The organism is Mesorhizobium sp. WSM1293, assembly GCF_000513875.1.
Lineage (GTDB): Bacteria > Pseudomonadota > Alphaproteobacteria > Rhizobiales > Rhizobiaceae > Mesorhizobium > Mesorhizobium ciceri.
Genome location: NZ_AZUV01000011.1, coordinates 1 through 22,024, shown reverse-complemented (window position 1 = coordinate 22,024; position 22,024 = coordinate 1). Strand labels below are relative to the sequence as shown.

Below are 22,024 nucleotides of genomic sequence, written 5' to 3'. Positions count from 1 at the left end.
ATGCGCTTTCCACCCGCCTTCCTCGACGAGATACGCGACCGCGTGCCGATTTCATCGGTGATCGGCCAGCGCGTCGCGTGGGACCGCAAGAAGACCAACGCACCACGCGGCGACTATTGGGCGTGCTGCCCGTTTCATGGCGAGAAGAGCCCTTCCTTCCACTGCGAGGACAAGAAGGGCCGCTACCATTGTTTCGGCTGTTCGGTCTCGGGCGATCATTTCAAGTTCCTCACCGAACTGGACGGGATGAGCTTTCCCGAGGCGGTCGAGAAGATCGCCGACATGGCCGGGGTGCCGATGCCGGTCCGCGATGCGCAGGAGGAGCGGCGCGAAAAGGAACGCGCCAGCCTGACCGACGTCATGGAGATGGCGACCGCCTTCTTCCAGGAACGGCTGCAGGGACCGGAAGGCGCCAAGGCGCGTGCCTATCTGCGCGACCGCGGCCTGACGCCGGCGACGCAGCAATCGTTCCGGCTCGGTTTTGCGCCCGACAGCCGCAATGCGCTGAAGGAGCATCTCGCCGCCAGGGGCGTGCCGAAAGCCGATATCGAGGCCTGCGGACTGGTGCGCCACGGCGACGACATCCCGGTTTCCTATGACTGGTTCCGCGACCGCATCATGTTTCCGATCCCGGATTCCAGGGGGAAGATCATCGCCTTTGGCGGCCGCGCGCTGCAGCCCGATGCGCTGGCCAAATACATGAACTCGCCCGACACCGAGCTCTTCCACAAGGGCAACGTGCTTTATAATTTCGCCCGCGCCCGCAAGGCCTTGGCCAAGGGCGGCACGGTCATCGCCGTCGAAGGCTATATGGATGTCATCGCGCTGGCACAGGCCGGCTTCGAGAATGTCGTGGCGCCGCTCGGCACCGCGCTTACCGAGAACCAGCTCGAGCTGCTGTGGCGCATGGCGCCGGAGCCGATGTTATGCTTCGACGGCGACAAGGCCGGGCTGAAGGCGGCGTGGCGGGCCGCCGACATGGCGCTGCCGTCGGTGCAGGCGGGGCGCTCGGCGCGCTTCGCGCTGCTGCCGGAAGGCAAGGATCCCGACGACCTCGTCAAGGCCGAAGGACCGGATGCGTTTCGTAGCGTGCTGGCCGAGGCGCGGCCGCTGGTCGACCTTTTGTGGATGCGTGAGACGGCGGGCGGCGTCTTCGATACGCCGGAGCGGCGGGCCGAGCTCGAGAAGACGCTGCGCGAACTGACCAGCCGCATCCGCGATGAAAGTCTCCGCTATCATTATCAACAGGAGATGCGCGAGCGTGTGCTGAGCTTCTTCGGCTCGCAGCGCAGTGGGCGTCAGGATGGCGGCCGGCCAGGTCAGCGCGGCCAGGGCAAGGCAGCCGCTCCCGGCGGGCAGTTCGCCAAGAGCGGTGGCGGCCGCATTGCGATCACCGAAAGTCTCGGCCAGTCGGCTTTGGTCAAACGCGGCGGCGAGGGGATGTCGGTGCGCGAGGCGACGATCATCGTCGCATTGGTCAACCATCCGGCACTGATCGACGAGAATTTCGCCCATATCGAGTTTCTCGATCTCGCCAACTCCGATCTGAGGCGGCTGCATGCGGCAATCCTCGATGCAATGGCGCATGACATGGCCAATGATCGCCAGGCGGTGATTGCGACGATCGAACGCGCCGGCTGCGCCGAGATCTGGGAGCGGGCCGTCGGGTTGATCCGGCGGATGCGGCAATGGCCGGCGCTGGAGACCGCCGCCCTTGAAGATGCCCGCGATGCTTTCAGCCAGGCCCTGCACTTGCAGCGCAGCGCGCGCACCTTACATAAGGAGCTGAAACAGGCGGAAGCGGCGCTCGCCACCGATCCCACAGACGAAAACTACCGGCACCTGATCGAAATTCAGGCGCAATTCCAGGATGTGCAAGCCACGGAAGCGCTGATCGAAGGGTTTGGCGTCTCCTCGGGCAGGGCAGGGCGAGCTTAGTTGGAAGCGAGTGAATTGAGAAAGCGTCGTTGCGCGTCGAAATGGCGCGTAACGGGCTAAGTCGGGTAATTGATTCGCTTTTTTCATGCGAATCATGCGAGAGGCGCTTGACCTTCTGGCAGATTGGCGGAATCAGGACGATTCGAAACGTTAACCCGAACCCGCGTCGACGGGAAATAAGCGATGTGAGGTACTGGTCACTGGACAGGCAGCCCGCCTGCCACAGATATCAGGGTTAATCTGGACTTAATGGATGTCGCCCAAAAAGGGGAAACCCGGTTTTGGGGCAACGACATACACCAAACGAAACGAGTTGATGCAGTTACTGGCCCGGTGAAGCGCGTTTCATAAGCGAGCGCATCCGATTTGACTGGTCCGACAGCTTACGCGGCTTTGAAGTTCGGCCGCTAGGAGAAGATAAAGACTATGGCGACAAAGGAAAAGGAAGAGGTCGAAACCGAACGCGAAGGCGCCACCGATGGCCCTCTGCTCGACCTTTCCGATGATGCTGTCAAGAAGATGATCAAGGCCGCCAAGAAGCGCGGCTATGTCACCATGGACGAGCTGAATTCGGTGCTGCCCTCAGAGGAAGTGACCTCCGAGCAGATCGAGGACACGATGGCGATGCTGTCCGACATGGGCATCAACGTGGTCGAGGACGACGAGCAGGGCGAGGAGCCCGAGGCCGCCGACACCGCGGCCGATGCCGAGGAAGACGCCAACGAGCTGGCTGAGCAGACCGGCACCGCGGTCGCCGCCACCACCACCAAGAAAGAACCGACCGATCGCACCGACGATCCGGTGCGCATGTATCTGCGCGAGATGGGCTCGGTGGAGCTTTTGTCGCGCGAGGGCGAAATTGCCATCGCCAAACGCATCGAGGCCGGTCGCGAGACGATGATCGCGGGTCTGTGCGAAAGCCCGCTGACCTTCCAGGCCATCATCATCTGGCGCGACGAACTCAACGAATCCAAGATCCTGCTGCGTGAGATCATCGATCTCGAAGCCACCTATGCCGGCCCCGAGGCCAAGCAGGCGCCGGTGGTCGAGCGCGTCGAGGAAGCCAAGGTCGAGGACAAGCCGCGCCGTTCGCGCGACGACGAAGACGACATCACCAATGTCGGCGCCGATACGCGTGGGCTGACGGATGACGACGACGAAGACGAGGACGAAGCGAGCCTGTCGCTGGCCGCGATGGAAGCGGAACTCCGCCCGCAGGTGATGGAGACGCTCGACGTTATCGCCGACACCTACAAAAAGCTGCGCAAGCTGCAGGACCAGCAGGTCGAGAACCGTCTGGCCGCGGCCGGCACGCTGTCGCCCAGCCAGGATCGCCGGCTGAAGGAGCTGAAGGACCAGCTGATCAAGGCGGTGAAGTCGCTGTCGCTCAACACGGCGCGCATCGAGGCGCTGGTCGAGCAGCTCTACGACATCAACAAGCGCCTGGTGCAGAACGAAGGCAAGCTGCTCAGGCTCGCCGAAAGCTACGGCGTGCGTCGCGAAGAGTTCCTGAAGGAATATCAGGGTTCCGAGCTCGACCCGAACTGGACGCGCTCGATCGGCAACCTGACCTCGCGCGGCTGGAAGGAATTCACCAAGAACGAGAAGGATGCGATCAAGGACCTGCGCGCCGAGATCCAGAACCTCGCCACCGAAACGGCGATCTCGATCCTGGAATTCCGCAAGATCGTCAACCAGGTGCAGAAGGGCGAGCGCGAAGCGGCGATCGCGAAGAAGGAAATGGTCGAGGCCAATCTGCGCCTCGTCATCTCAATCGCCAAGAAATACACCAATCGCGGCCTGCAGTTCCTCGACCTGATCCAGGAAGGCAATATCGGCCTGATGAAGGCGGTCGACAAATTCGAATACCGCCGTGGTTACAAGTTCTCGACCTACGCGACGTGGTGGATCCGGCAGGCGATCACGCGTTCGATCGCCGATCAGGCGCGCACCATCCGCATTCCGGTGCACATGATCGAAACGATCAACAAGATCGTGCGCACCTCGCGCCAGATGCTGCACGAGATCGGCCGCGAGCCGACGCCGGAAGAACTGGCCGAAAAGCTTGCCATGCCGCTCGAAAAGGTGCGCAAGGTCTTGAAGATCGCCAAGGAGCCGATCTCGCTCGAAACGCCGGTCGGCGACGAGGAGGATTCGCATCTGGGCGATTTCATCGAGGACAAGATGGCGATCCTGCCGATCGACGCGGCGATCCAGGCCAATTTGCGCGAGACCACCACGCGCGTGCTGGCCTCGCTGACGCCGCGCGAGGAGCGCGTGCTCAGAATGCGCTTCGGTATCGGCATGAACACCGACCACACGCTGGAAGAAGTCGGCCAGCAGTTCTCGGTTACCCGCGAGCGTATCCGCCAGATCGAAGCCAAGGCGCTGCGCAAGCTCAAGCACCCGAGCAGGTCGCGCAAGCTGCGCAGCTTCCTGGATAGCTGAGACTTACCGATGCAAAGAGTTCAAGGGCGCCGATGGCGCCCTTTTTTGTTTGTTGGGCGCACTCTTGCGGGCCAGGCCCTTCGGGAGGATAATTTCGCTGTCGGATGCATTTCTGGGCGATAACCCGGATGCCCGCCCCGGCGAAGCCGCCGTGCTCCGTGGCCCCGGAGGGAGGTGTGCCATGACAAGCTACATCGTGCTGATGAACTGGACGGAGCAGGGTGCCAGAAACGTGCGCGAGTCACCGAAGCGGCTCGACGCCGCCAGGAGGCAACTGGGAGACATGGGCGGATCGTTCAAGGCGTTTTACCTGACCATGGGCGAATACGACATGGTGGCGGTGGTCGAAGCGCCCGACGACGCGGTGCTGGCGCGCTTCTCGCTGATGCTGGCGGCGGCCGGCAATGTCAGGACGCGGACGCTGAAGGCGTTCCCCGAATTGGCCTACCGCGAGATCGTCACCTCGCTCGGATAAAGCCCGTAGCGGAAGGGCCGGACCGGCTGGCCCGATACATTCTCCTTCGCGCGAGCGACCGAGCGACGTCTTGACGGCGCCCGATCGTTCGTGGTCCTTCAAGTTTGCGCTACCAACCAAATGCCGGAACTATGCTGACCGTCTGGTACAACACGCGCTGCCCGGTCTGCGATGCCGGGATCAGCAGGCAGAAGCGGCGGCTGATCGAAGCGATCAAGGCTGGGCGGATCAAGTTCCGAGACATCAATCTTGAACCGGCAGCGCTAGCCGGATTTGGCGCGTCGCTTGAGGATATCCGCCGCCGGCTGCACGCCACCGATGCCGAGGGCCGACTGCTGGTCGGCGCCGATGTCGCCATCGCGGTATGGAAGGTCACGCCGGGCGAGGGCTGGTTGGCGACGCTGTTCGGCAATCCGGTTGCCTTGCCGCTGACACGCTTTGCCTACGATCGCTTTGCCGATCTTCTCTATGCCTGGAACCGGCGCATGGGGCGCTGGTAGCCGAATTTATCGGTGGCCGCCGTTCGCAACGAAGCGGCCGAGACTGGAAAATCGAGCCCGCTGGTGCTGCATTCAGATACATCGTAAGATATATCTTGACTCCATCGATTGGCTTGCCTAATTAAGATATATCGTAAGATACAACTCAAGGAGCAATCAATGCACAAACACAATCATTTCGGGCGCGGTCATTTCGGCGAGCGCATGTTCATGCACATGGCCAGCAAATTCGGTGGCAGAGGGGGCGGCGGCTTTGGCCCGTTCGGCCACGGTGGCCGTGGTGGCGGGCGCGGCGGTCCGGGCGACATGTTCCGCGCCGGACGCATGCTGGCCGACGGCGACCTCAAGCTGATCACGCTGTCGCTGCTGGCCGAAGCGCCGCGTCACGGCTACGAGATCATCAAGGCCCTGGAAGAGCGCACCAGCGGCATCTACAGCCCGAGCCCGGGCGTGGTCTACCCGACGCTGACCTTCCTGGAAGAGGCCGGCTATGCCGCCTCCGCCGCCGACGGCAACAAGAAGGTGTTTTCGATCACCGAGGCGGGCCAGGCGCATCTCGCCGACAACCGCGAGATGATCGACGGCGTGCTCGACCATCTCGAGCGCTTCGGCCGCAAAATGGCCAAGGCGCGCGACTGGTTCGGCTGGAACGACGAAAGCGAAGAGGGCGGGCGTCGCGGCGGCCGCGGGGATCGTTCGGAAGCGCGCGACGAATTCCGCGCAGTCCGTCACCGGCTGCGCGCGGCTCTGGGCGACTTCGTCGACGCCCCGGCCGACAAGCAGGCCGAGGCCATCGCCATCCTCGAAGCCGCCGCCGAGGCGCTGGAAGCGCTGTCGCACAAGTAAGCTCGTCCAGCCGACCGGACGCAGCCCTTGCCCGCTGGCCCAAGGACCGATAGTGAAATTCATCCCGCGTCACTCTACATGGTGCGGGATGAAATGCTGTTGGAGGAAGTCCGATGTCTTTTCTGAAGCGTCTTTTCGGCGGTGGCGGCGGCGGAACCCAGACGGCTGAGCCGACGAGTGCAGCGCCAGCCAAGCAGGTCGAGCACAAGGGCTTTCTGATCAGCGCCACGCCCTACAAGGCCGATGGCCAGTACCAGACCTGCGGCGTCGTCTCCAAGGAGATCGACGGCGTGGTGAAGGAACACAAATTCATCCGCGCCGACCGCTTTGCCGGGCTCGACGACGCCGTCGACATCTCGATCAAGAAGGGCATCCAACTGGTCGACGAGCAGGGTGATCGGGTTTTTGGATAGGCAGGACCGGTCGAGGCGAAAATCTTCGGCATCTCGCAATGAGCCCAACCGATCAGCGTGAAGATGCTGTCAAGCGTGTTAGGAACGCCAAACAAGGCCTGGTCTCCGCAATGCCATCAAAGCCGGCTCACTCTACAGGCCGCCTTGCTATGGCACTAAATGCATGAGTTCGTCCGGCATTGTGGTAACCGCCGGCACCGGAGTAGCCGCCGGCGTGGGATCGGCCGGATCGGCAACATTCGTTCCACCGATGACGTAGCCCGGTTCTTCCGAGTACGAGTAGACTTTCGTTATGATGCCTGATTTGAGCGCTTCAGCGTCCCAGACGTTATAAAGGCCCTGCGGCGTTGCCAGCCCCATCATGGCGAACACATCGGCGCTGTTGACGCCCATTTCGTCGAAATAGTCGGACAGCAACTGCTTCAGCGCCGGATCAGGCACCGTCGAAATCTCATCAAGGCTTCTTCTGCCGTTGTGCATTCGGGGTGTCTTCCGGCCGTTCGTTATCTGATGGACGGCGATCCGGGCATTGGCAGCTGCGGCGCGGACCTGGCCCCCAGCCAAGGCCCATGGGCAGGCCGAGAAACAGTACGCCCCACCAGAATGAACTTCCCCTTCCGACCAGCCGTTCCTGACCATCTTTTGCGGACAGCGTGGCACCAGCATCGGGCAGCCGTTCAACTGCGTCCTGCCTATCGCAGTTTCGAGGCCGGCGGCGCGGATCATGTGTCCCATTTCGAGCGCCGCATCCACGTTCCCGCCGCCAGACTGAAACACGACAGGAAGCCTTTCTCCCTTCAGTTTCCGCAGAAATTTCTCAAATTGCCTGGCGGTATCAGGTTTTATTATGCCCTCGGCAGATATCCATTGGACGCAGTTGACGTTGCAATCGCCGTTCCGAACCAGAATGAAGTTCATCGGCCATTCTTCGGGCGCTTTCTGCTTTGCGACGGCCGATGCAGTTGCAGTCAAGGCGACAAAGGCGATCAAGCAAAAGGTTACCAGCGGACCCAGGCGAGTTGTCACGATGAAAGCCCCACTTACCGACGAATAACTACTATCGCCTTAGGTCTGTCTGATACAACCTTCTTTAACTCTCCGCTCGACGACGCCGTCGACATCTCGATCAAGAAGGGCATCCAGTTGGTCGACGAGCAGGGCGATCGGATTTTTGGGTAAGGGCCGGACCATCGCCGAACCGAGCGCCGCCCGGGCCTTGCGCCACGATAGACCTATCGCTCAGGGGTTGACGTGCGACCGCCAGCGGGTCAATTCGTCCTGGCGGGATCGATCGTCATCAGGCGTGCCCTTGCCTCGATCAGGTGCCTTTGCGCGGCTCTTATCCGGCTGCACAATGCCAGATTGAGGGCGACGCCACCTTCCTCATCCAGCAAGTCGTTCGCGCACTTCAAAGAGTGCTCAGCTCTCCTTATACGCAGTCTGGCTTTGGCCGCTTCCATGCTGTGAATTTCAATCATTGCGCCGCGTCCTTTGCGGTTCCGGTCCCTTCATGGACTAAACCGCTGATGATCGCATTGGTTCCGGCCAGGGAATATGCCCGCGGCTTCGGCTATTTCGTTGTCGTGTTGAATTCACGGTTTGCCGTGTAATCGATCACGAAGGTGCCCTCGGGAGCGCGAACGCCCTGCTTCACATTTGATATAGTCACCGTTGTGGTAAGTCCCTTCTCGTCGGTGAGGCTCCATCTGCGCAGATCGAGAGATTTACTGTCGAACACCATGGAGATGCTCGAATTGCCGAAGGTCGATCTGTCGGCCAGCTTGACGGTAACTTGGGCGCCATCGTCCCTGATGCTTTTCACGCGATTGCCGGAGAAGTCGACCTTATTGTCGAGCAGCAGCTTAAGCGGCGTCTTCGAGAGAGCATAAAGCCGCGATGTCTTCAGCTTTCTGTTATAAACCACCAGGGATTTGCCATCTGCAATCACGCTGATCCCTGATTGGCCTGCATAGTTGAATCGGATCTTGCCGGGGCGTTGTAGAAAAAACCTGCCACGGGTCCTCTCCGCATTTGGACCCGACTGGACGAAGTCCCCGGACATGGACTTTACCGATGAGAGGTGATCGGCAATCGTCTTGGCATCAACAGGCGCGGCGGAGATCGCGGCGGTGGATGCCGCATACATCGCGGCAGCGCTGGCAACGGCGAACCAGCAACCCAGCAGTACTTTGATCCGATAGCCCATCGCTTATCCCACCTCCGGAGCAGGCGCGTGATCGAAAGAGATCACGCGCCTCCAGGTCAGTAACCCTCCGGGCATCGTGCAACGTAAACCCGGCCATACTGATCGCGATATCTGCACTGGCCGGCTTCGCTGGCGTGCCCGATGACGGCCCCGGCTATCGCGCCAACCGCACCGCCAACAACCGCCCCTTGCACAGGATCGCCGGCCACCGCGGCGCCTACCGCTGCGCCACCCAAGCCGCCGACGGCAGCGCCTTGTTCTGTACGGGAGCACGCCGAGAGCGGAATGAGCAGGCTCAAAATGAGCAGCGTCTTTTTCATTGGTTCTCTCCTGGGCTACTATTAGCCAAAGCTTAAATGCTCAAGAAAGCTTTTCGATCCATCGTGGGTTGCCTGTCCTTCAAGCGCCGGGCCGTGGCGGACTCGTGTGCCCTCCGGCTCAAACGCCTGCAATCGCCAAAAGCCAGGCCAGGATATCGAGCAGCAGAAACAGCAGCGCAATCTGCAGCGCCACCCGCAGCCGCTGGATAATTCGCCAGTTGCCGGCCATGTCCGCCTTGATGCGAAGCGCAAGCGCGCGGCGCATGGCCGACATCGTCGTCGGCCTGTCGCCGTCGACATATTGATCAAGCAACTCTTCGGGATCGAAGCGGAATGTGTATTGGTGGTAGGGCCAAAGCATGAAGACGATCAGCCCGCCAATGCCGAACAGCAGGGCCACCGCAATCCAGTCCCAAGGCCCAAGCCCGTTGGAAAGGGCCGCACCGCCAAGCAACGAGTTTGCGAAGGCGGTGGCGAAGACAAGGCTGCCGGCGCGGCTGCTCATGTTCTCCACAAGGGTTTGCTGTTGCGTGAGACCTCTCACTGCTTCCTGATAAATGAATGCAAGACGCGGATCGTCGTCGGCAACAGCGCTTGCGGCAATTCTGTTGCTTTCGCTTCCACTCGGATGTTCGACCATCAGGGTGTCCTCTCTGGCGTGGACTGGATGCGCGAGCTCAGTCGAGATCGCTTGGTGCAAACGTTGGCCGTAAACTGCCTCGCAAGGGGGGAACGGATGAAACAGGGGACAGGATCCGCAGTGAACCGAACGGGCCAGGCTGATTGCGCGCCCGGCCAGCAAGGTGTGGAAATCGACGCGGACTAAGCCGGCTGCAACTCCCTGCGCGGCAGCGGCGGAAACGCGATGGCGATGCCGACCGCCCCGAGCCCGATAAGAGCCGAGCCGATGAACAGCCAGGAATAGTTGGCGTAGGCGTCGAATACCATGCCGCCGGCAAGCGGGCCCAGCGCCATGCCGAGGCTGGACAGCATGGTGGCGGCGCCGAACACGGTGCCGAGGATGCGCTGGCCGAAATATTCGCGCGCCAGCACCGCATAGAGCGGCATGACGCCGCCATAGGTGGCACCGAAGATAACGGCCAGCATGTAGAACTGCTCAAGCCGGCTGATCGAGAGATAGGCGGCAATGACGATCGCCTGGATCGCCAGGCCCGCGATCAGCACCGGCTTGACGCCCAGCCGGTCGGCCAGCACGCCGTAGAAGAGCCGGCCGCCGAGGCCTGCCAGGCCTTCGACACTGTAGATCGAGACCGCTGCCATGGGGGCGACGCCACACAGCATGGCATAGCTGACCATATGGAAGATCGGGCCGGAATGCGCCGCGCAGCAGGCAAAGAAGGTCAGCCCCAGCACGATGAACTGCGGTGAGCGCAGCGCCTTGCCGACCGTCAGGCCGGCGCCTTCGGCAACCGGCGCGGAGCCGGTATCGGCCATGACGGGCTTCGGTGGTTGGCGCACCAGCAGCACCGCCGGCAACAGCAATACCCAGGCGGTAATGCCGATGTCGAACATGGCGGTGCGCCAGTCATAGGCGGAGATCAGCCAGCGGGCGAAGGGCGAAATCGTCATCGGCGCCACGCCCATGCCGGCCGAGACCAGCGAGACGGCGAGGCTGCGGTTGGTGTCGAACCAGCCTGTGGTCAGCGCGATCATCGGCGCGAAAAAGGCGCTTGCCGCGAGGCCGACCAGCACGCCATAGGTAATCTGGAAGCTCAGCAGCGAACCGGCCCGGCTGGCCAGCACCAGCGCCAGCCCGAGCAGAACCGCGCCGGTCATCACGACGATGCGGGCGCCAAAACGGTCCGATATCGCGCCCCAGGCGAAGCCGCCAAGGCCCATCACCAGGAAGTTGAGCGTCATGGCGCTCGAAATGCCGGCGCGCGACCAGTTGGTGTCGATCGCCATCGGCTCGAGAAAGATCGCCAGCGAAAACATCGTCCCGATGGCGACACAGGACATCAGCGCGCCAGCCGCGACGATGACCCAACGATAGGAAAAGCTCATTCAAATCTCCCATGCCAGAGGGCAGCGCTCAGCGCTGCTTGCATCCGAAGGACGCCGGCAGCGAGGCTGATCCTACAATCCGGTTGCATTTTTTATCCAGTCTGGCCCGACGCCGTTTTCAGCAGATCAGACCGGCAGTTCCGACGTGTATTTGATCGTCTGGCTGGGGACGTCGGTTTTGACGTTCTGCACGCCCTTGATGCGGCTCAGATGCTCCGACTGGAAGCGGCGGTAGTCGTCGATGCCGGCCGCCACCACGCGCACCATGGCGTCGCAATCGCCGAGCATCAGGTAGCACTCCATCACCTGCGGCAGCTTGGCGACTTCGGTGGCGAAATGCTCGATCGTGTCCTCGTCCTGCGTCTTCAGCCAGATGCGGGTGAAGAAGGTCAGACCCTTGCCGATGCTGGTCGGGTTGAGCACGGCGACGTAGCGGTCGATGACACCGGCTTCCTCCAGCAGCTTCACGCGACGCAGGCAAGGCGATGGCGACAGCCCGACCTCATTGGCCAGATCATTGTTGGCCATGCGGCCGTCGCGCTGCAGCGCCCGCAGAATCCGCTTGTCGATCTCATCCAGCTTCATGGCTACAGATTCCATCTATTCGAAAATTTGTAACATAAAATGCCAGAATTCGGCGAAATACAACAATCTCCGCAACCAAATTGCGGACCGATTTCGGTATGTTTGCTGCCGACATCAGTTGATTTCAAACGCAGGGAAGCGGCGGCCGCGAGGTCAGCCGATGAAGACACATGAGCATTTCACAGGCAGTCGAGACGGTGGCAGATGGTTCGAAATCCGAATTCCGCCGTGGCGTGGCGTCCTGCGCGCCGGTGCTGTTCGGCACCATCCCCTATGCGCTGGTGCTTGGCGCCCAGGCGACGCAGAAAGGCTTGAGCACGGTCGAACTGTCTGCCATGACAGGGCTGAATTTCGCCGGCGGTTCGGAATTCGCGGCGATCCAGTTGTGGACGTCGCCGCCGCACATCGTGCTCATCGTCGCCATCACCTTCCTGGTCAACAGCCGTCACCTGCTGATGGGTGCGGCACTGGCGCCGTTCCTGCGCGACCTGCCACGGCGCAAGGTGTTTCCGGCGCTTTTCCTTATGTGCGATGAAAGCTGGGCGCTGGGCTTGGCCGATGCCAAACAGCGTACTGCTGCCGGCATCACGCCGGCCTTCAGCCCGCGCTACTATATGGGCGCGGCGCTGGCGATGTATCTCACCTGGGTGGCCTTCACCACGCTGGGTGCCTTGCTCGGTCCGATGCTCGGCCATGTCGAGACCTATGGTTTTGACATGGCGTTCCCGGCTGTCTTCCTGGTGCTGATGCGCGGCATATGGACGGGTATGGCGGCGGCGCGGCCCTGGCTGGTCAGCCTGGTCGTTGCAGCACTGGTCTATCTCTTCGTTCCCGGTGCCTGGTATGTCGCCGCCGGCGCCATGTCGGGTCTGGTCGCGGCCTGGCTGATGGCGGGTGATGCATGATCGATGCAACGACCCTTTTCACCATCGTGCTGATGGCCGGCGTCACTTACCTGACGCGGATCGGCGGCTATGTCGTCCTGCGCAACCGCACGCTGGGCGCCCGTGCCACGGCTGTGATGGAAGCTGCGCCCGGCTGCGTGCTGATCTCTGTCATCGCACCGGCCTTCGTATCGAAGTCCCCGGCGGATCTTCTGGCGCTGGCTGTTACTCTGGCAGCCGCCACGCGGTTTTCCATGCTGCCGACCGTGCTGATCGGGGTCAGCGCCGCTGGTCTGCTGAGGCACCTCATCGGCTAGAACGCAAAAGGCAGGCGCGAACGCCTGCCTTCGATGCGGACAAATTTCGGCTGTTTACGCGGCAGCCGCGACACCCTGACTGGCGGCCACAACGGCGTCGACCTTGGCGGTCGCCTTGGCGAGCGCTGCTGTCACCGCGTCAGGGCCCATGCCGACACCTTCGATGCGGATGACATCGACATCGGTCATGCCGAGGAAGCCGAGCACGCCACGCAGGTAGGGAATGGCGTGATCGAACTGCACGGCCGCACCTTCCGAATAGATGCCGCCGGAAGCCAGCACGATATAGACCTTCTTGCCGGTGACCAGACCCTTGGGGCCGTTCTCGCCATAGGCAAAGCTCTTGCCAGAGCGGGAGATATGGTCGACCCATGACTTCAGGGTCGAGGAGATGTTGAAGTTGATGAAGCCGGTGGCCAGGATCACCGTGTCGGCGGCGAATAGCTCGTCGAGCACGACATCGGAGACGCCGACGACTTCAGCCTGGCGCGGGGTGCGCGCTTCGGCCGGGGTATAGATGCCCGTCGCATAGTCGGCATCGATGTGCGGCAACGGATTGGCGACGAGGTCGCGCACGACGAGCGTGTTCGACGGATCGGCGGCGACGAGCTTTTCGGCGAATTCGGTGGCGATGCGGGTCGAATGCGAGGCAGCGCCGCGCGGGCTCGAAGTGACAAGAAGAATGGACATTTTGGGCTCTCTCCAGCGGTTGGAATGATTTGTCCCGCCAGATATGGGGCTTTCAATCCATTCAATAAACTGGTATATTTTCTATACGATCCATCCATAAATTGGATATAACGATGCAACCCAACCCGACGCTCGATCAACTTCAGATCTTTGTGACAGTCGCCGAAGCCGGCAGCTTCTCGGCCGCCGGCCGCAAGCTCAACCGGGCACAGTCCGTCATCAGCTACGGCATCGCCAATCTCGAGGCGCAGCTTGGGCTGAAACTGTTCGAGCGCGAGGGCACGCGCGAGCCGCAATTGACGGAGATCGGCCGGGCAATGCTGGAGGACGCACGGCGCATGATCGGCGTGCTGCAGCGCATCCGCTCGCGCGTCGACGGCCACCACCAGGGGCTCGAGGCCGAGGTCGCGCTGTCGGTCGACGCGACGCTGCCGTCACCGGTGCTGGTTCGGGTGCTGAAGGCATTCGAGGCGCAGTTTCCGACCGTGATGCTGCGGCTGCACATCGGCACGCTCGGCCTGATCCCCGACCATGTCGTCAGCGGTCAGGCCGACCTTGGCATTGGCGGCCTGCTGGGCGATGTCGACGTGAACCTTGTGCGCATCGGCTTCATGTCGATCGTGCTGGCCGCCGCGCCCACCCACCCGCTGGCCTTGCTGCCGAAACCGGTGGCGATCGAGGATGCGCGCGAACACACCCAACTTGTCGTCACCGACCAGTCGGAGCGCACCAAGGGGCGCGACTTCGGCGTCTATGCCTACCGTACCTGGCGGCTGACGGATGTGCGCACCAAGCATATGCTGATGCGCGAGGGGCTGGGCTGGGGCGGGCTGCCGCGCTGGCTGATATCAGACGACCTGGCGAGCGGCCGGCTGGTCGAGATCGACCTCGAATCCTTCAGGGAGGTGAGCTCGCCGCTGTTTGCCATGCATCGCAGCGATCGCAGCCCGAAGCCAGCGGCGGCCTGGCTGATCGACCAGTTCAAGCGCCAGCTCGGCTGCTTCAACGAGTTCGAACCGGGCGAGGTGCCGGATGAGGAGCACGAGACAGTCCATCGATCAGCGCCATGAGCACGGCACGGTAGTCCTCGGCCGAGGCGCCGGCCTCGATGGCCAGGGCGGCACGGTCGAAGGCGGAGCCGAGCAGTGCGGTCAGCGCTTCGGCCGGCAATCTCGTCATCGTCTGCGCCCGCATCGCCGCGACCAGCCCTTCGCGCAGAGAGCGGTTGCCGTGGCGATTGTCGATCGCGTCCATGGCGGCGCGGCCAAGCACGGCCGGGCCGTCGAGCAGCAGCAGCCGCGTGCGTCCGGGCGCGCGCATGGCGGCGAGATAGGCGTCGGAGCCGGCAATCAGCGCGTCATGGGCAAACAGCGATGGCGGCGAGGCGCGCTCGATCTCCTCGGCGACCGCTGCCGCCTCCTGCTCGACCACGGCAGCAAACAGTGCCTGCTTGTCAGCAAAATGATGGTAGAGCGCGCCGCGCGTCACGCCGGCGGCGGCGACGATCTCCGGCGTGCCGGTCTCGGAATAGGATTTCTCCGTGAACAGCTTTCGCGCCGCGGCAATCAGGTGGGCGCGCGTCGCTTCGGTGCGGTCGCGGTTGGAACGACGCGCGAAATCGTGTTGCATACATGCAGCCTGTATGTTAATTCGGTTTACATGCAGATTGTATGTTAATTGACGGGAGAAGGAAAGATGAAGACCACGAGCTATTACCCGGTGCTGATGACCGGCGACGTCGCCGGCACGGCGGCCTTTTATGTGAAGCATTTCCGCTTCCAGCCCCTGTTCGAAAGCGACTGGTATGTGCATCTGCAATCGGGGGAGGACAGAAGAGTCAATCTCGGCATCGTCCAGGGCGACCATGAGACCATCCCGGAAGAGGGGCGGGGCCGCGCTTCGGGCCTGCTGATCAATTTCGAGGTTCGCGACCCGGACGCTGTCTATGAGCGCGTCGTCGCCGCCGGCCTGCCGATCCTGCGCTCGCTGCGCGACGAGCCCTTCGGCCAGCGCCATTTCATCACCAAGGACCCCAATGGCGTGCTGATCGACGTCATCAAGCCGATCCCGCCGAGCGAGGCGTTTCTGGCGCAGTATGCGGAAGGGGTGGCGGGAGCCTGAGCGCCCGCCTCAACTGGCCCTTGCCACCGGCGTCACCGTCACCTGGCTGACACCGGTGCGGCGCACGACGGTGCACAGCGTCTCGCGGCCAATGCGTTCGGCGTCGAGCATGCGCACCAGGTCGTCGACGCCGGTGACAGGACGGCCGTCGATGGCGGCGATGATGTCGCCTTCTTTCAGGCCGGCCTTGGCCGCCGGGCCGTCCTTCTCGACGCTGCGCAGGCGAACCGCCGTGCTGGTCGAGACTTGCGACAACAGGGCGGCGCGGCGCGGCAAACTGGCAGTGTCGGCCGAGACGCCGATGAAGGCGCGGCGGACACGGCCGAAGCGGATGATCTCCGAAATGACGAAATTGGCGGTATTGGAGGCGACCGCGAAGGCGATGCCCTGCACGCCATGGATCATGGCGGTGTTGACGCCGATCACCTCGCCGGCCGACGAAACCAGCGGCCCGCCGGAATTGCCGGGGTTGAGCGCTGCGTCGGTCTGGATGACGTCGTCAATCAGCCGGCCGGTCGAGGCGCGCATGGAGCGGCCGAGCGCCGAGACGACGCCGGAGGTGACGGTCCATTCAAAGCCGAGCGGATTGCCGATGGCGATGGCGATCTGGCCGCGCCGCAGCCGCTTGGAATCGGCGAGCGGTGCGACATCGGCAAAGCTGCCGTCGGCGCGCACCAGCGCGATGTCGGTGTCGGGATCGCGGCCAAGCACGCGGCCTTCGCGGGAGGCGCCGTCCGGCATCGAGACGCGCACTGTCCTGGCATCGCCGACGACGTGGAAATTGGTGACGACCAGTCCGTCCGGCGCGATGACGAAGCCGGAGCCGTGGCCGCCCTGGCCGCCGCCGCGTTCGATGCGGCAGACGGCCGGGCCGATGCGGTCGACGGCGTCCGCAACGGTCGTCGAATATGCGTCGAGCAATGTATCGTCAGGTTCGAATTTGGCTGCGGCGAGGGCCATGGAAGGGCTCCGTATTTTCGGGCGAAAGGATGATTTTTTTCCTGTGCGTGTCGTTGTGCCAAAACTGCTGAGCACTTTTGGGCGACACGCACTATATGTGCGGAGCGGCTGGAACCGCCGCGACCTGACCAGATGGCCAGTCAAATCGGCAACTAGCCGTCAGGCGAGTACCTCTGAACGCGCTGTCGAGCGATATCTGGGGCATGGATGAACCCAGGAGACCAATATGAGCGATTTCAATCTGAGTGCGTTTTCGCAAGCCATCGCCGATCTCGCCTCCCAGGCGGCACCGGCAACGGCTGGTTTCGCCACGCATCATCACCGCACGGCAAGCGCCTTCCACTGGCGTGACGGTTATTTCGTCACCGCCGAGGAGGCTGTCGAGGCCGGCGAGGAGATCGAGCTGACGCTGGCCTCGGGTGAGGCGGTGAAGGCAGAACTGGTCGGCCGCGATCCGTCGACTGGCGTTGCCCTGCTGAAGCCGGCTACGGCCATCAACGCCGTGCCGTTGGCCAAGGCTGACGCGGTGCGGCCAGGCAACATTGCCATCGCCATCGGCAATAGCAACGGGTCGGCTCTGGCCGTTTCGGGCTCGGTCGGCGAAGTCGGTCCGGCCTGGCGCTCGATGCGCGGCGGCACCATCGACCGGCGCATCAATCTGGCCGTCGGTGCCGGCGGCCGTTTCGAGGGCGGCCCGGTTCTCGACGCCAAGGGTGCGCTGATCGGCATGCTGCTGTTCGGGCCGCGCCACCGGGCGCTGGTCATGCCTTACGAGACGATCGAGCGGGCGGTTGCGACGCTGCGCGAAAAGGGCCATGTCGCGCGCGGTTATCTCGGCGCCGGCCTACATCCGGTACGCGACCGCGACGCGCATGGCGCGATGGTGATGAGCCTCGATGACGATGGTCCCGCCAAGGCCGCCGGTCTCTCTCTCGGCGATATCATCGTGGCGTGGAACGGTGAGGCGGTGCATGGCCCGCGCGACCTGATCCGCAGGCTCGGACCAGACAGTGCGGGCGCTTCGGTGACGCTCGGCGTGGTGCGCGGCGGCGAACAGCGCGATGTCGGGCTGACCATCGGCGAAAAGCCGCTGAGCTGAGGGCATCCATGGACACGCTCACCAGCGATCGGATCATGCATGACGGTGCCGTCTCGCGGCGGCTGGTGGTGCTGATTGCGCTTGGCGATGCGTCGCGCGCCGAGCGCCTGGCGGCCTCGCTGGCCGCGAGCGATGACCTGCTGCCGGTGGTGGCCGGCAGGGCTGACGTCGCCATCGTTGACGACATGAGCGGCGGTGCCGTGCCGGCCGCCATTCCCCGGGTTCTGCTATCGGGAGGCGCCAATGGCGAACGGCCCGCGGGCGAGGTGTTGGCCGTCCTCCAAACGGGCGCGGACGATTTGTTGATCGCTGCGGCGGCGCGGCTGGCGGCGGCCGGCTATCGGGTATCGGGCGAGCGCAGAACCGGACGCCATGAGGATTTCCATACTGGCGATGGCGAGCCGTTCGAAGATGAAGCCTCCGAGGAGCATGCCGTCCGTCCTTCGCTGTCGCCGCGCGAGGCGGAAGTGCTGGCGCTGCTGGCCGAGGGCGCACCCAACAAGGTGATCGCGCGGCGGCTGAACATTTCCGTGCACACCGCGAAGTTCCATGTCGCCGCAATCCTGATCAAGCTCGGTGCCGCCAACCGCACCGACGCGATTGCCACTGCGATGCGGCAGGGGCTGGTGCTGGTTTAGTCATAAACCCTACGCTGCGTAACGCGGTGTCCGGCGTGTCGGGTCTTGCGCTGTGGTCGCCCGCCGCGCAAAGCTTCGCGTCTGACGTGTTGCAAGGGAGGCGCAAGGAAATGTCGCTCAAGAGAAAGACGCTGTTCATCTCCGGCGGATCGCGCGGCATCGGGCTGGCGATCGCGCTGCGCGCGGCGCGCGACGGCGCCAATGTGACGATCGCGGCCAAAACCGCCGAACCGCATCCGAAGCTGCCCGGCACAATCTATAGCGCGGCAGAAGAGATCGAGCAGGCCGGCGGCAAGGCGCTGCCCGTGCTGTGCGACATCCGTGAAGAGGCACAGGTGGCCGAGGCGGTCGCCAGGACCGTGGAAAAGTTCGGCGGCATCGATATCTGCGTCAACAATGCCAGCGCCATCCAGCTCACCGGCACGCTGGAAACCGACATGAAGCGCTACGACCTGATGCATCAGATCAACACGCGCGGCACCTTCCTGGTGTCCAAAATGTGCATTCCGCACCTGAAGTTGGCCAGCAATCCTCACATCCTGAATCTGGCACCGCCGCTCGACATGAAGGCCAAGTGGTTCAAGAACCATGTCGCCTACACGATGGCCAAGTTCGGCATGTCGATGTGCACGCTGGGCATGAGCGCCGAGTTCGCCAAGGACGGCATCGCCGTCAATTCACTGTGGCCGATTTCGACCATCGACACGGCAGCCGTGCGCAATCTGCTGGGCGGCGCGACGGTGGCGGCAATGAGCCGTTTGCCCGACATCATGGCCGATGCTGCGCATGCCATCTTCATGCGGCCAGCGCGCGAAGCGACCGGCAATTTCTACATCGACGAAGAGGTGCTGCGCGCCGAGGGCGTCAGCGATTTCTCGATCTATGCGCCTGATGCGACCGGGCCGCTGGCCGGCGACTTTTTTGTCCCCGACGAGGTGTTTGCCCGCACGGACAGCAAGATCAGGAATATTTACTAGAGCTGTTCGTTTTGACGCGACGGGCGTCGAGCCAAGACCTTCGCCACCAGCAGAGTCGTGGGAAAGCCCTGCTCGAACAAGGCGGTAGGGCATCGTTCCTGCGGGATTGATTCAACGTCCGGCAGGCGCAGGCTCACGCCTCGTCCTTCTTGCCTTTGCTCAGGCCCATCAGCCGGTCGATATAGGCGAGCATGAGCGCCGAGACGACGAAGGCGAGATGAATGATGGTCAGCCACATCAACTGGTCGGTCGTGTAGGACGATGAGTTCAAGAACACCTGCAAGAGGTGGATCGACGAGATGGCGACGATGGTCGAGGCAACCTTGACCTTCAGCGAACCGACATCGATGGTGCCCAGCCAGTGCACACCGCCGTCCTGGTCGTCGAAGCGGCTGACGAAATTCTCGTAGCCCGAGATGATGACCATCACCACCAGCGAGGCAACCAGCGCGGCATCGATCAAGCCGAGCATCTTCAGGATGGTGTCGGTGTCACCGAGCGTGAACGCCAGGCTAATGAACTCATAGAGCTTCTTGCCGAAGGACAGCGCATAGACGGCCAATGCCAGGGCCAGGCCTATATAGAAAACGACGAGCAGCCAGCGTGAAGCGAGAATGATCGATTCGATGGCGAGTTCGAGACGCTTCATGGGATGATTCCGGAGGGTTATCTCTCAGCAATGGCCGTATTCGACGAGGCCGCCACCGTTTGCAAGACAAAAAACCCCGCCGAACAAGATCCGGCGGGGCTCAATGCGTCCCGCTGGAGTCGGGACGGGGCAGGGAACGCCCAGCACCGAATCTGGGGTGGCTGCGCTCGCGATTCAATGAGCCGTGTCTAACGCCCGTACAATTCTTGTTGAACCCCGCACATCCATCCACCCCCGGCTGTGCCGGGGGTGGATGCTTCTCTTGCCGATTCCACAAACCGGGTCATGATTTTGAAATCATGACCTAATTGTTGCTGGCGACCGGTGCCACCAGCGAGGTGATGCGGCGGATGGCGACGCGGCGGTTCTCGCGGTTGGGCGCCGCCGTGTTGACCTTCAGATACTCCTCGCCATAGCCCTGTGTCGTCAGGTTTTCCGGCGGGATGCCGAAGGCATTGGTCAGAGCCTCCGCCACCGCTTCCGCACGGCGATCGGAAAGAGCGAGGTTAGCCTCCGGTGTGCCGACCGCGTCGGTGTGACCTTCGATCAGGAAGGTCTCGGCCGGGTTCTTCTTCAACAGCTTCTCCATGGCCGTCGCTACGCCCTCGAGCTTCTGCACCTCGGTGTCGGAGATGGAGGCCGAACCGAATTCGAAGTTGAGCGTGTCGAGATCGACGCGACGTGCGATGTCGCGCACGCGGGCCGAACGCTTGACCTCGTCGATCGAATAGAGGCGCTGGACCTTCTCGACCGGGGGCTGTTCGAGGAACTCGTAGTAGTCATCGGGGCTCTCGACGTCCTCGGAATCGAGGATGTATTCCCGGCGCGGGATGGTCAGCCGCATCGGCGGCAGGTCGTCGCCGGGATCACGCCAGTCGCTGTCATCTTGATAGTGCCGCTCGTCGACATAGCTCAGCACATATTCGCGTCCATCCGGCGCGATGCGCGAACGCTGGATAACGTCGCCATAGCGGTTGCGGATGGTGACGATCCGGACACCGTTGTCACGCTCGACGATTTCCCGGGTGCGATCGCCCGACAGATCCTCATAGTAGACTTCTTTGGCACCGCGGGTGACGCGCGGGGCGTCATTGCTCTGGACAAATGTCTGGTTGTTGAACTGCAGGATGACGCGATCGCCGAGTTTCCTGACGACGTCGACGCCTTTCGGACGCCGACGATCGCGGGCGATCTCATCGGGCGCACGCTCTACGCGCGTGCCCTTCTCCTCGGTCACCGGGACGATCTTCTCGGGCTTGATCTCCTGCTGTGCGGCCCTGTCGTCGGTGGGCGGCGGACCCTGCTCGATGGGAGCAGCCACCGGCTTGCGGCCCTGATCGCCACCTTGCTGGGCATTTTGCCCGCCATTCTGCTGCTCGCCATCCTGCTGAGCATTCTTGTCGCCACGTTTGCGGCCGCCACCCCTGCGCTCGGCGTCCTTCTGGCTGTCCAGGATGGGAGCGGCGTTTGGATCGGCCGGTGCTTCGCCTTGCACCGGGTTTTCGCCCTGTGCCGGTGCTGCCGTCTGACCATTGGCCGGTTGTTCGCCGGTGGCGGGTTGTTCGGCCGTCGCCGGCTGCTCGCCAGCAGGTTTCCTGCCGTGCTTCTTCGTCGTGTCCTGGGGCTGCTCGCCTTGGGCCGCCGGCTGCTCGCCGGCAGGGGCCGTCGCCTCTCCAGCGGGAGCTTCCTTCGGCGCCGGGGCGACTTCAGGTTGGGCTTGCTGATCCTGCCTGTTCTTCTTGCGCGGCTGGGCCTGTTCGCCGGGCTGATTGTCGTTGGCCGGCGCGACCTGTTCGGCCGGCGTCTGCTCGGTCTGCTGCTGCTGATCACGCTTCTTCCTGCGCGGCTGCTGTTCCCCTGCGGGTGCTGCCTGTTCGGCCGGCGCCTGCTCGGTCTGCTGCTGCTGGTCACGCTTCTTTCTGCGCGGCTGCTG

Annotated in this window: 25 protein-coding genes; 13 read left to right on the top strand and 12 right to left on the bottom strand. The window is 63.0% G+C overall.

Annotated features, from left to right (window positions below; all coding sequences use genetic code 11):
* The 6 genes from dnaG (at position 1) to M729_RS0115025 (ending at position 6,620) form a co-directional block, all read left to right on the top strand.
* Complete coding sequence (gene dnaG, locus M729_RS0115050) at positions 1 to 1,938, top strand: DNA primase (RefSeq protein ID WP_013530148.1); 1,938 nt, start codon at positions 1 to 3, stop codon at positions 1,936 to 1,938.
* Positions 1,939 to 2,364: 426 nt separating this feature from the next.
* On the top strand, positions 2,365 to 4,386 hold the full coding sequence (gene rpoD / locus M729_RS0115045; protein ID WP_013530149.1) for an RNA polymerase sigma factor RpoD: 2,022 nt from the start codon (positions 2,365 to 2,367) through the stop codon (positions 4,384 to 4,386).
* Between the two features lie 181 nt (positions 4,387 to 4,567).
* Complete coding sequence (locus M729_RS0115040; protein WP_027162061.1) at positions 4,568 to 4,861, top strand: GYD domain-containing protein; 294 nt, start codon at positions 4,568 to 4,570, stop codon at positions 4,859 to 4,861.
* A gap of 131 nt (positions 4,862 to 4,992) precedes the next feature.
* On the top strand, positions 4,993 to 5,361 hold the full coding sequence (locus M729_RS0115035; RefSeq protein ID WP_027162060.1) for a DCC1-like thiol-disulfide oxidoreductase family protein: 369 nt from the start codon (positions 4,993 to 4,995) through the stop codon (positions 5,359 to 5,361).
* Positions 5,362 to 5,520: 159 nt separating this feature from the next.
* Positions 5,521 to 6,207 (top strand): PadR family transcriptional regulator, encoded by a 687-nt coding sequence (locus M729_RS0115030; RefSeq protein WP_027162059.1) that lies wholly within the window; start codon positions 5,521 to 5,523, stop codon positions 6,205 to 6,207.
* 113 nt (positions 6,208 to 6,320) lie between these two features.
* Complete coding sequence (locus M729_RS0115025; protein ID WP_024505488.1) at positions 6,321 to 6,620, top strand: HlyU family transcriptional regulator; 300 nt, start codon at positions 6,321 to 6,323, stop codon at positions 6,618 to 6,620.
* Between the two features lie 147 nt (positions 6,621 to 6,767).
* Here the strand turns inward: M729_RS0115025 and M729_RS1000000138835 are convergent, their stop codons facing one another.
* The 7 genes from M729_RS1000000138835 to M729_RS0114980 form a co-directional block, all read right to left on the bottom strand.
* Positions 6,768 to 7,610, bottom strand: coding sequence for a hypothetical protein (locus M729_RS1000000138835; RefSeq protein ID WP_198032102.1), 843 nt, complete (start codon positions 7,608 to 7,610; stop codon positions 6,768 to 6,770).
* A 278-nt stretch (positions 7,611 to 7,888) separates the two neighbouring features.
* Positions 7,889 to 8,098: a hypothetical protein gene (locus tag M729_RS0115010; RefSeq protein ID WP_013530154.1), complete on the bottom strand. Its 210-nt coding sequence runs from the start codon at positions 8,096 to 8,098 to the stop codon at positions 7,889 to 7,891.
* Between the two features lie 92 nt (positions 8,099 to 8,190).
* A complete protein-coding gene (locus tag M729_RS0115005; RefSeq protein WP_027162056.1) occupies positions 8,191 to 8,826 on the bottom strand; it encodes an outer membrane lipoprotein carrier protein LolA in 636 nt (211 codons plus the stop codon).
* A 56-nt stretch (positions 8,827 to 8,882) separates the two neighbouring features.
* A complete protein-coding gene (locus M729_RS0115000; protein ID WP_013530156.1) occupies positions 8,883 to 9,146 on the bottom strand; it encodes a YMGG-like glycine zipper-containing protein in 264 nt (87 codons plus the stop codon).
* Positions 9,147 to 9,264: 118 nt separating this feature from the next.
* Positions 9,265 to 9,948 (bottom strand): hypothetical protein, encoded by a 684-nt coding sequence (locus tag M729_RS0114995; RefSeq protein ID WP_245267584.1) that lies wholly within the window; start codon positions 9,946 to 9,948, stop codon positions 9,265 to 9,267.
* Between the two features lie 20 nt (positions 9,949 to 9,968).
* The gene (locus M729_RS0114985; protein ID WP_027162053.1) at positions 9,969 to 11,171 is read right to left on the bottom strand and encodes an MFS transporter; all 1,203 of its coding nucleotides are present in this window, start codon (positions 11,169 to 11,171) and stop codon (positions 9,969 to 9,971) included.
* A gap of 126 nt (positions 11,172 to 11,297) precedes the next feature.
* Positions 11,298 to 11,756, bottom strand: a complete 459-nt coding sequence (locus tag M729_RS0114980; RefSeq protein ID WP_027162052.1) for an Lrp/AsnC family transcriptional regulator — start codon at positions 11,754 to 11,756, stop codon at positions 11,298 to 11,300.
* Positions 11,757 to 11,926: 170 nt separating this feature from the next.
* On the opposite strand from M729_RS0114980, the gene M729_RS0114975 reads away from it, so the two are divergent.
* Both M729_RS0114975 and M729_RS0114970 read left to right on the top strand, forming a co-directional pair.
* A complete protein-coding gene (locus tag M729_RS0114975; protein ID WP_027162051.1) occupies positions 11,927 to 12,661 on the top strand; it encodes an AzlC family ABC transporter permease in 735 nt (244 codons plus the stop codon).
* A complete protein-coding gene (locus tag M729_RS0114970; RefSeq protein WP_024505491.1) occupies positions 12,658 to 12,957 on the top strand; it encodes an AzlD family protein in 300 nt (99 codons plus the stop codon). Before M729_RS0114975 ends, M729_RS0114970 begins: the two co-directional genes overlap by 4 nt.
* A gap of 54 nt (positions 12,958 to 13,011) precedes the next feature.
* On the opposite strand, the gene M729_RS0114965 is transcribed toward M729_RS0114970, so the two are convergent.
* Positions 13,012 to 13,647 (bottom strand): FMN-dependent NADH-azoreductase, encoded by a 636-nt coding sequence (locus M729_RS0114965; protein ID WP_027162050.1) that lies wholly within the window; start codon positions 13,645 to 13,647, stop codon positions 13,012 to 13,014.
* 113 nt (positions 13,648 to 13,760) lie between these two features.
* Between M729_RS0114965 and M729_RS0114960 the strand changes: the two genes are divergently transcribed.
* Positions 13,761 to 14,717 carry a LysR family transcriptional regulator gene (locus M729_RS0114960; protein WP_027162049.1) on the top strand — a complete coding sequence of 319 codons (957 nt, stop codon included), beginning with the start codon at positions 13,761 to 13,763 and terminating at the stop codon, positions 14,715 to 14,717.
* Here the strand turns inward: M729_RS0114960 and M729_RS0114955 are convergent.
* Positions 14,650 to 15,276 (bottom strand): TetR/AcrR family transcriptional regulator, encoded by a 627-nt coding sequence (locus tag M729_RS0114955; protein WP_027162048.1) that lies wholly within the window; start codon positions 15,274 to 15,276, stop codon positions 14,650 to 14,652. The two genes, M729_RS0114960 and M729_RS0114955, sit on opposite strands and share 68 nt — an antisense overlap.
* A gap of 66 nt (positions 15,277 to 15,342) precedes the next feature.
* Between M729_RS0114955 and M729_RS0114950 the strand changes: the two genes are divergently transcribed.
* Positions 15,343 to 15,768: a VOC family protein gene (locus M729_RS0114950; protein ID WP_013530166.1), complete on the top strand. Its 426-nt coding sequence runs from the start codon at positions 15,343 to 15,345 to the stop codon at positions 15,766 to 15,768.
* Between the two features lie 9 nt (positions 15,769 to 15,777).
* Here the strand turns inward: M729_RS0114950 and M729_RS0114945 are convergent, their stop codons facing one another.
* Positions 15,778 to 16,728, bottom strand: a complete 951-nt coding sequence (locus M729_RS0114945) for a trypsin-like peptidase domain-containing protein (protein WP_027162047.1) — start codon at positions 16,726 to 16,728, stop codon at positions 15,778 to 15,780.
* A 226-nt stretch (positions 16,729 to 16,954) separates the two neighbouring features.
* On the opposite strand from M729_RS0114945, the gene M729_RS0114940 reads away from it, so the two are divergent.
* The 3 genes from M729_RS0114940 (at position 16,955) to M729_RS0114930 (ending at position 19,442) form a co-directional block, all read left to right on the top strand.
* Entirely contained in the window at positions 16,955 to 17,827 is an 873-nt protein-coding gene (locus M729_RS0114940; RefSeq protein WP_027162046.1) for a S1C family serine protease, read from the top strand.
* An 8-nt stretch (positions 17,828 to 17,835) separates the two neighbouring features.
* Entirely contained in the window at positions 17,836 to 18,465 is a 630-nt protein-coding gene (locus tag M729_RS0114935) for a helix-turn-helix transcriptional regulator (RefSeq protein ID WP_027162045.1), read from the top strand.
* Between the two features lie 110 nt (positions 18,466 to 18,575).
* Entirely contained in the window at positions 18,576 to 19,442 is an 867-nt protein-coding gene (locus tag M729_RS0114930; RefSeq protein ID WP_027162044.1) for an NAD(P)-dependent oxidoreductase, read from the top strand.
* A 133-nt stretch (positions 19,443 to 19,575) separates the two neighbouring features.
* On the opposite strand, the gene M729_RS0114925 is transcribed toward M729_RS0114930, so the two are convergent.
* Together M729_RS0114925 and M729_RS0114920 are read right to left on the bottom strand one after the other, a co-directional pair.
* Positions 19,576 to 20,091 carry a TIGR00645 family protein gene (locus M729_RS0114925; protein ID WP_013530171.1) on the bottom strand — a complete coding sequence of 172 codons (516 nt, stop codon included), beginning with the start codon at positions 20,089 to 20,091 and terminating at the stop codon, positions 19,576 to 19,578.
* A 304-nt stretch (positions 20,092 to 20,395) separates the two neighbouring features.
* On the bottom strand, positions 20,396 to 22,024 hold a 1,629-nt coding region (locus M729_RS0114920; RefSeq protein WP_027162042.1), incomplete at its 5' end, for an OmpA family protein.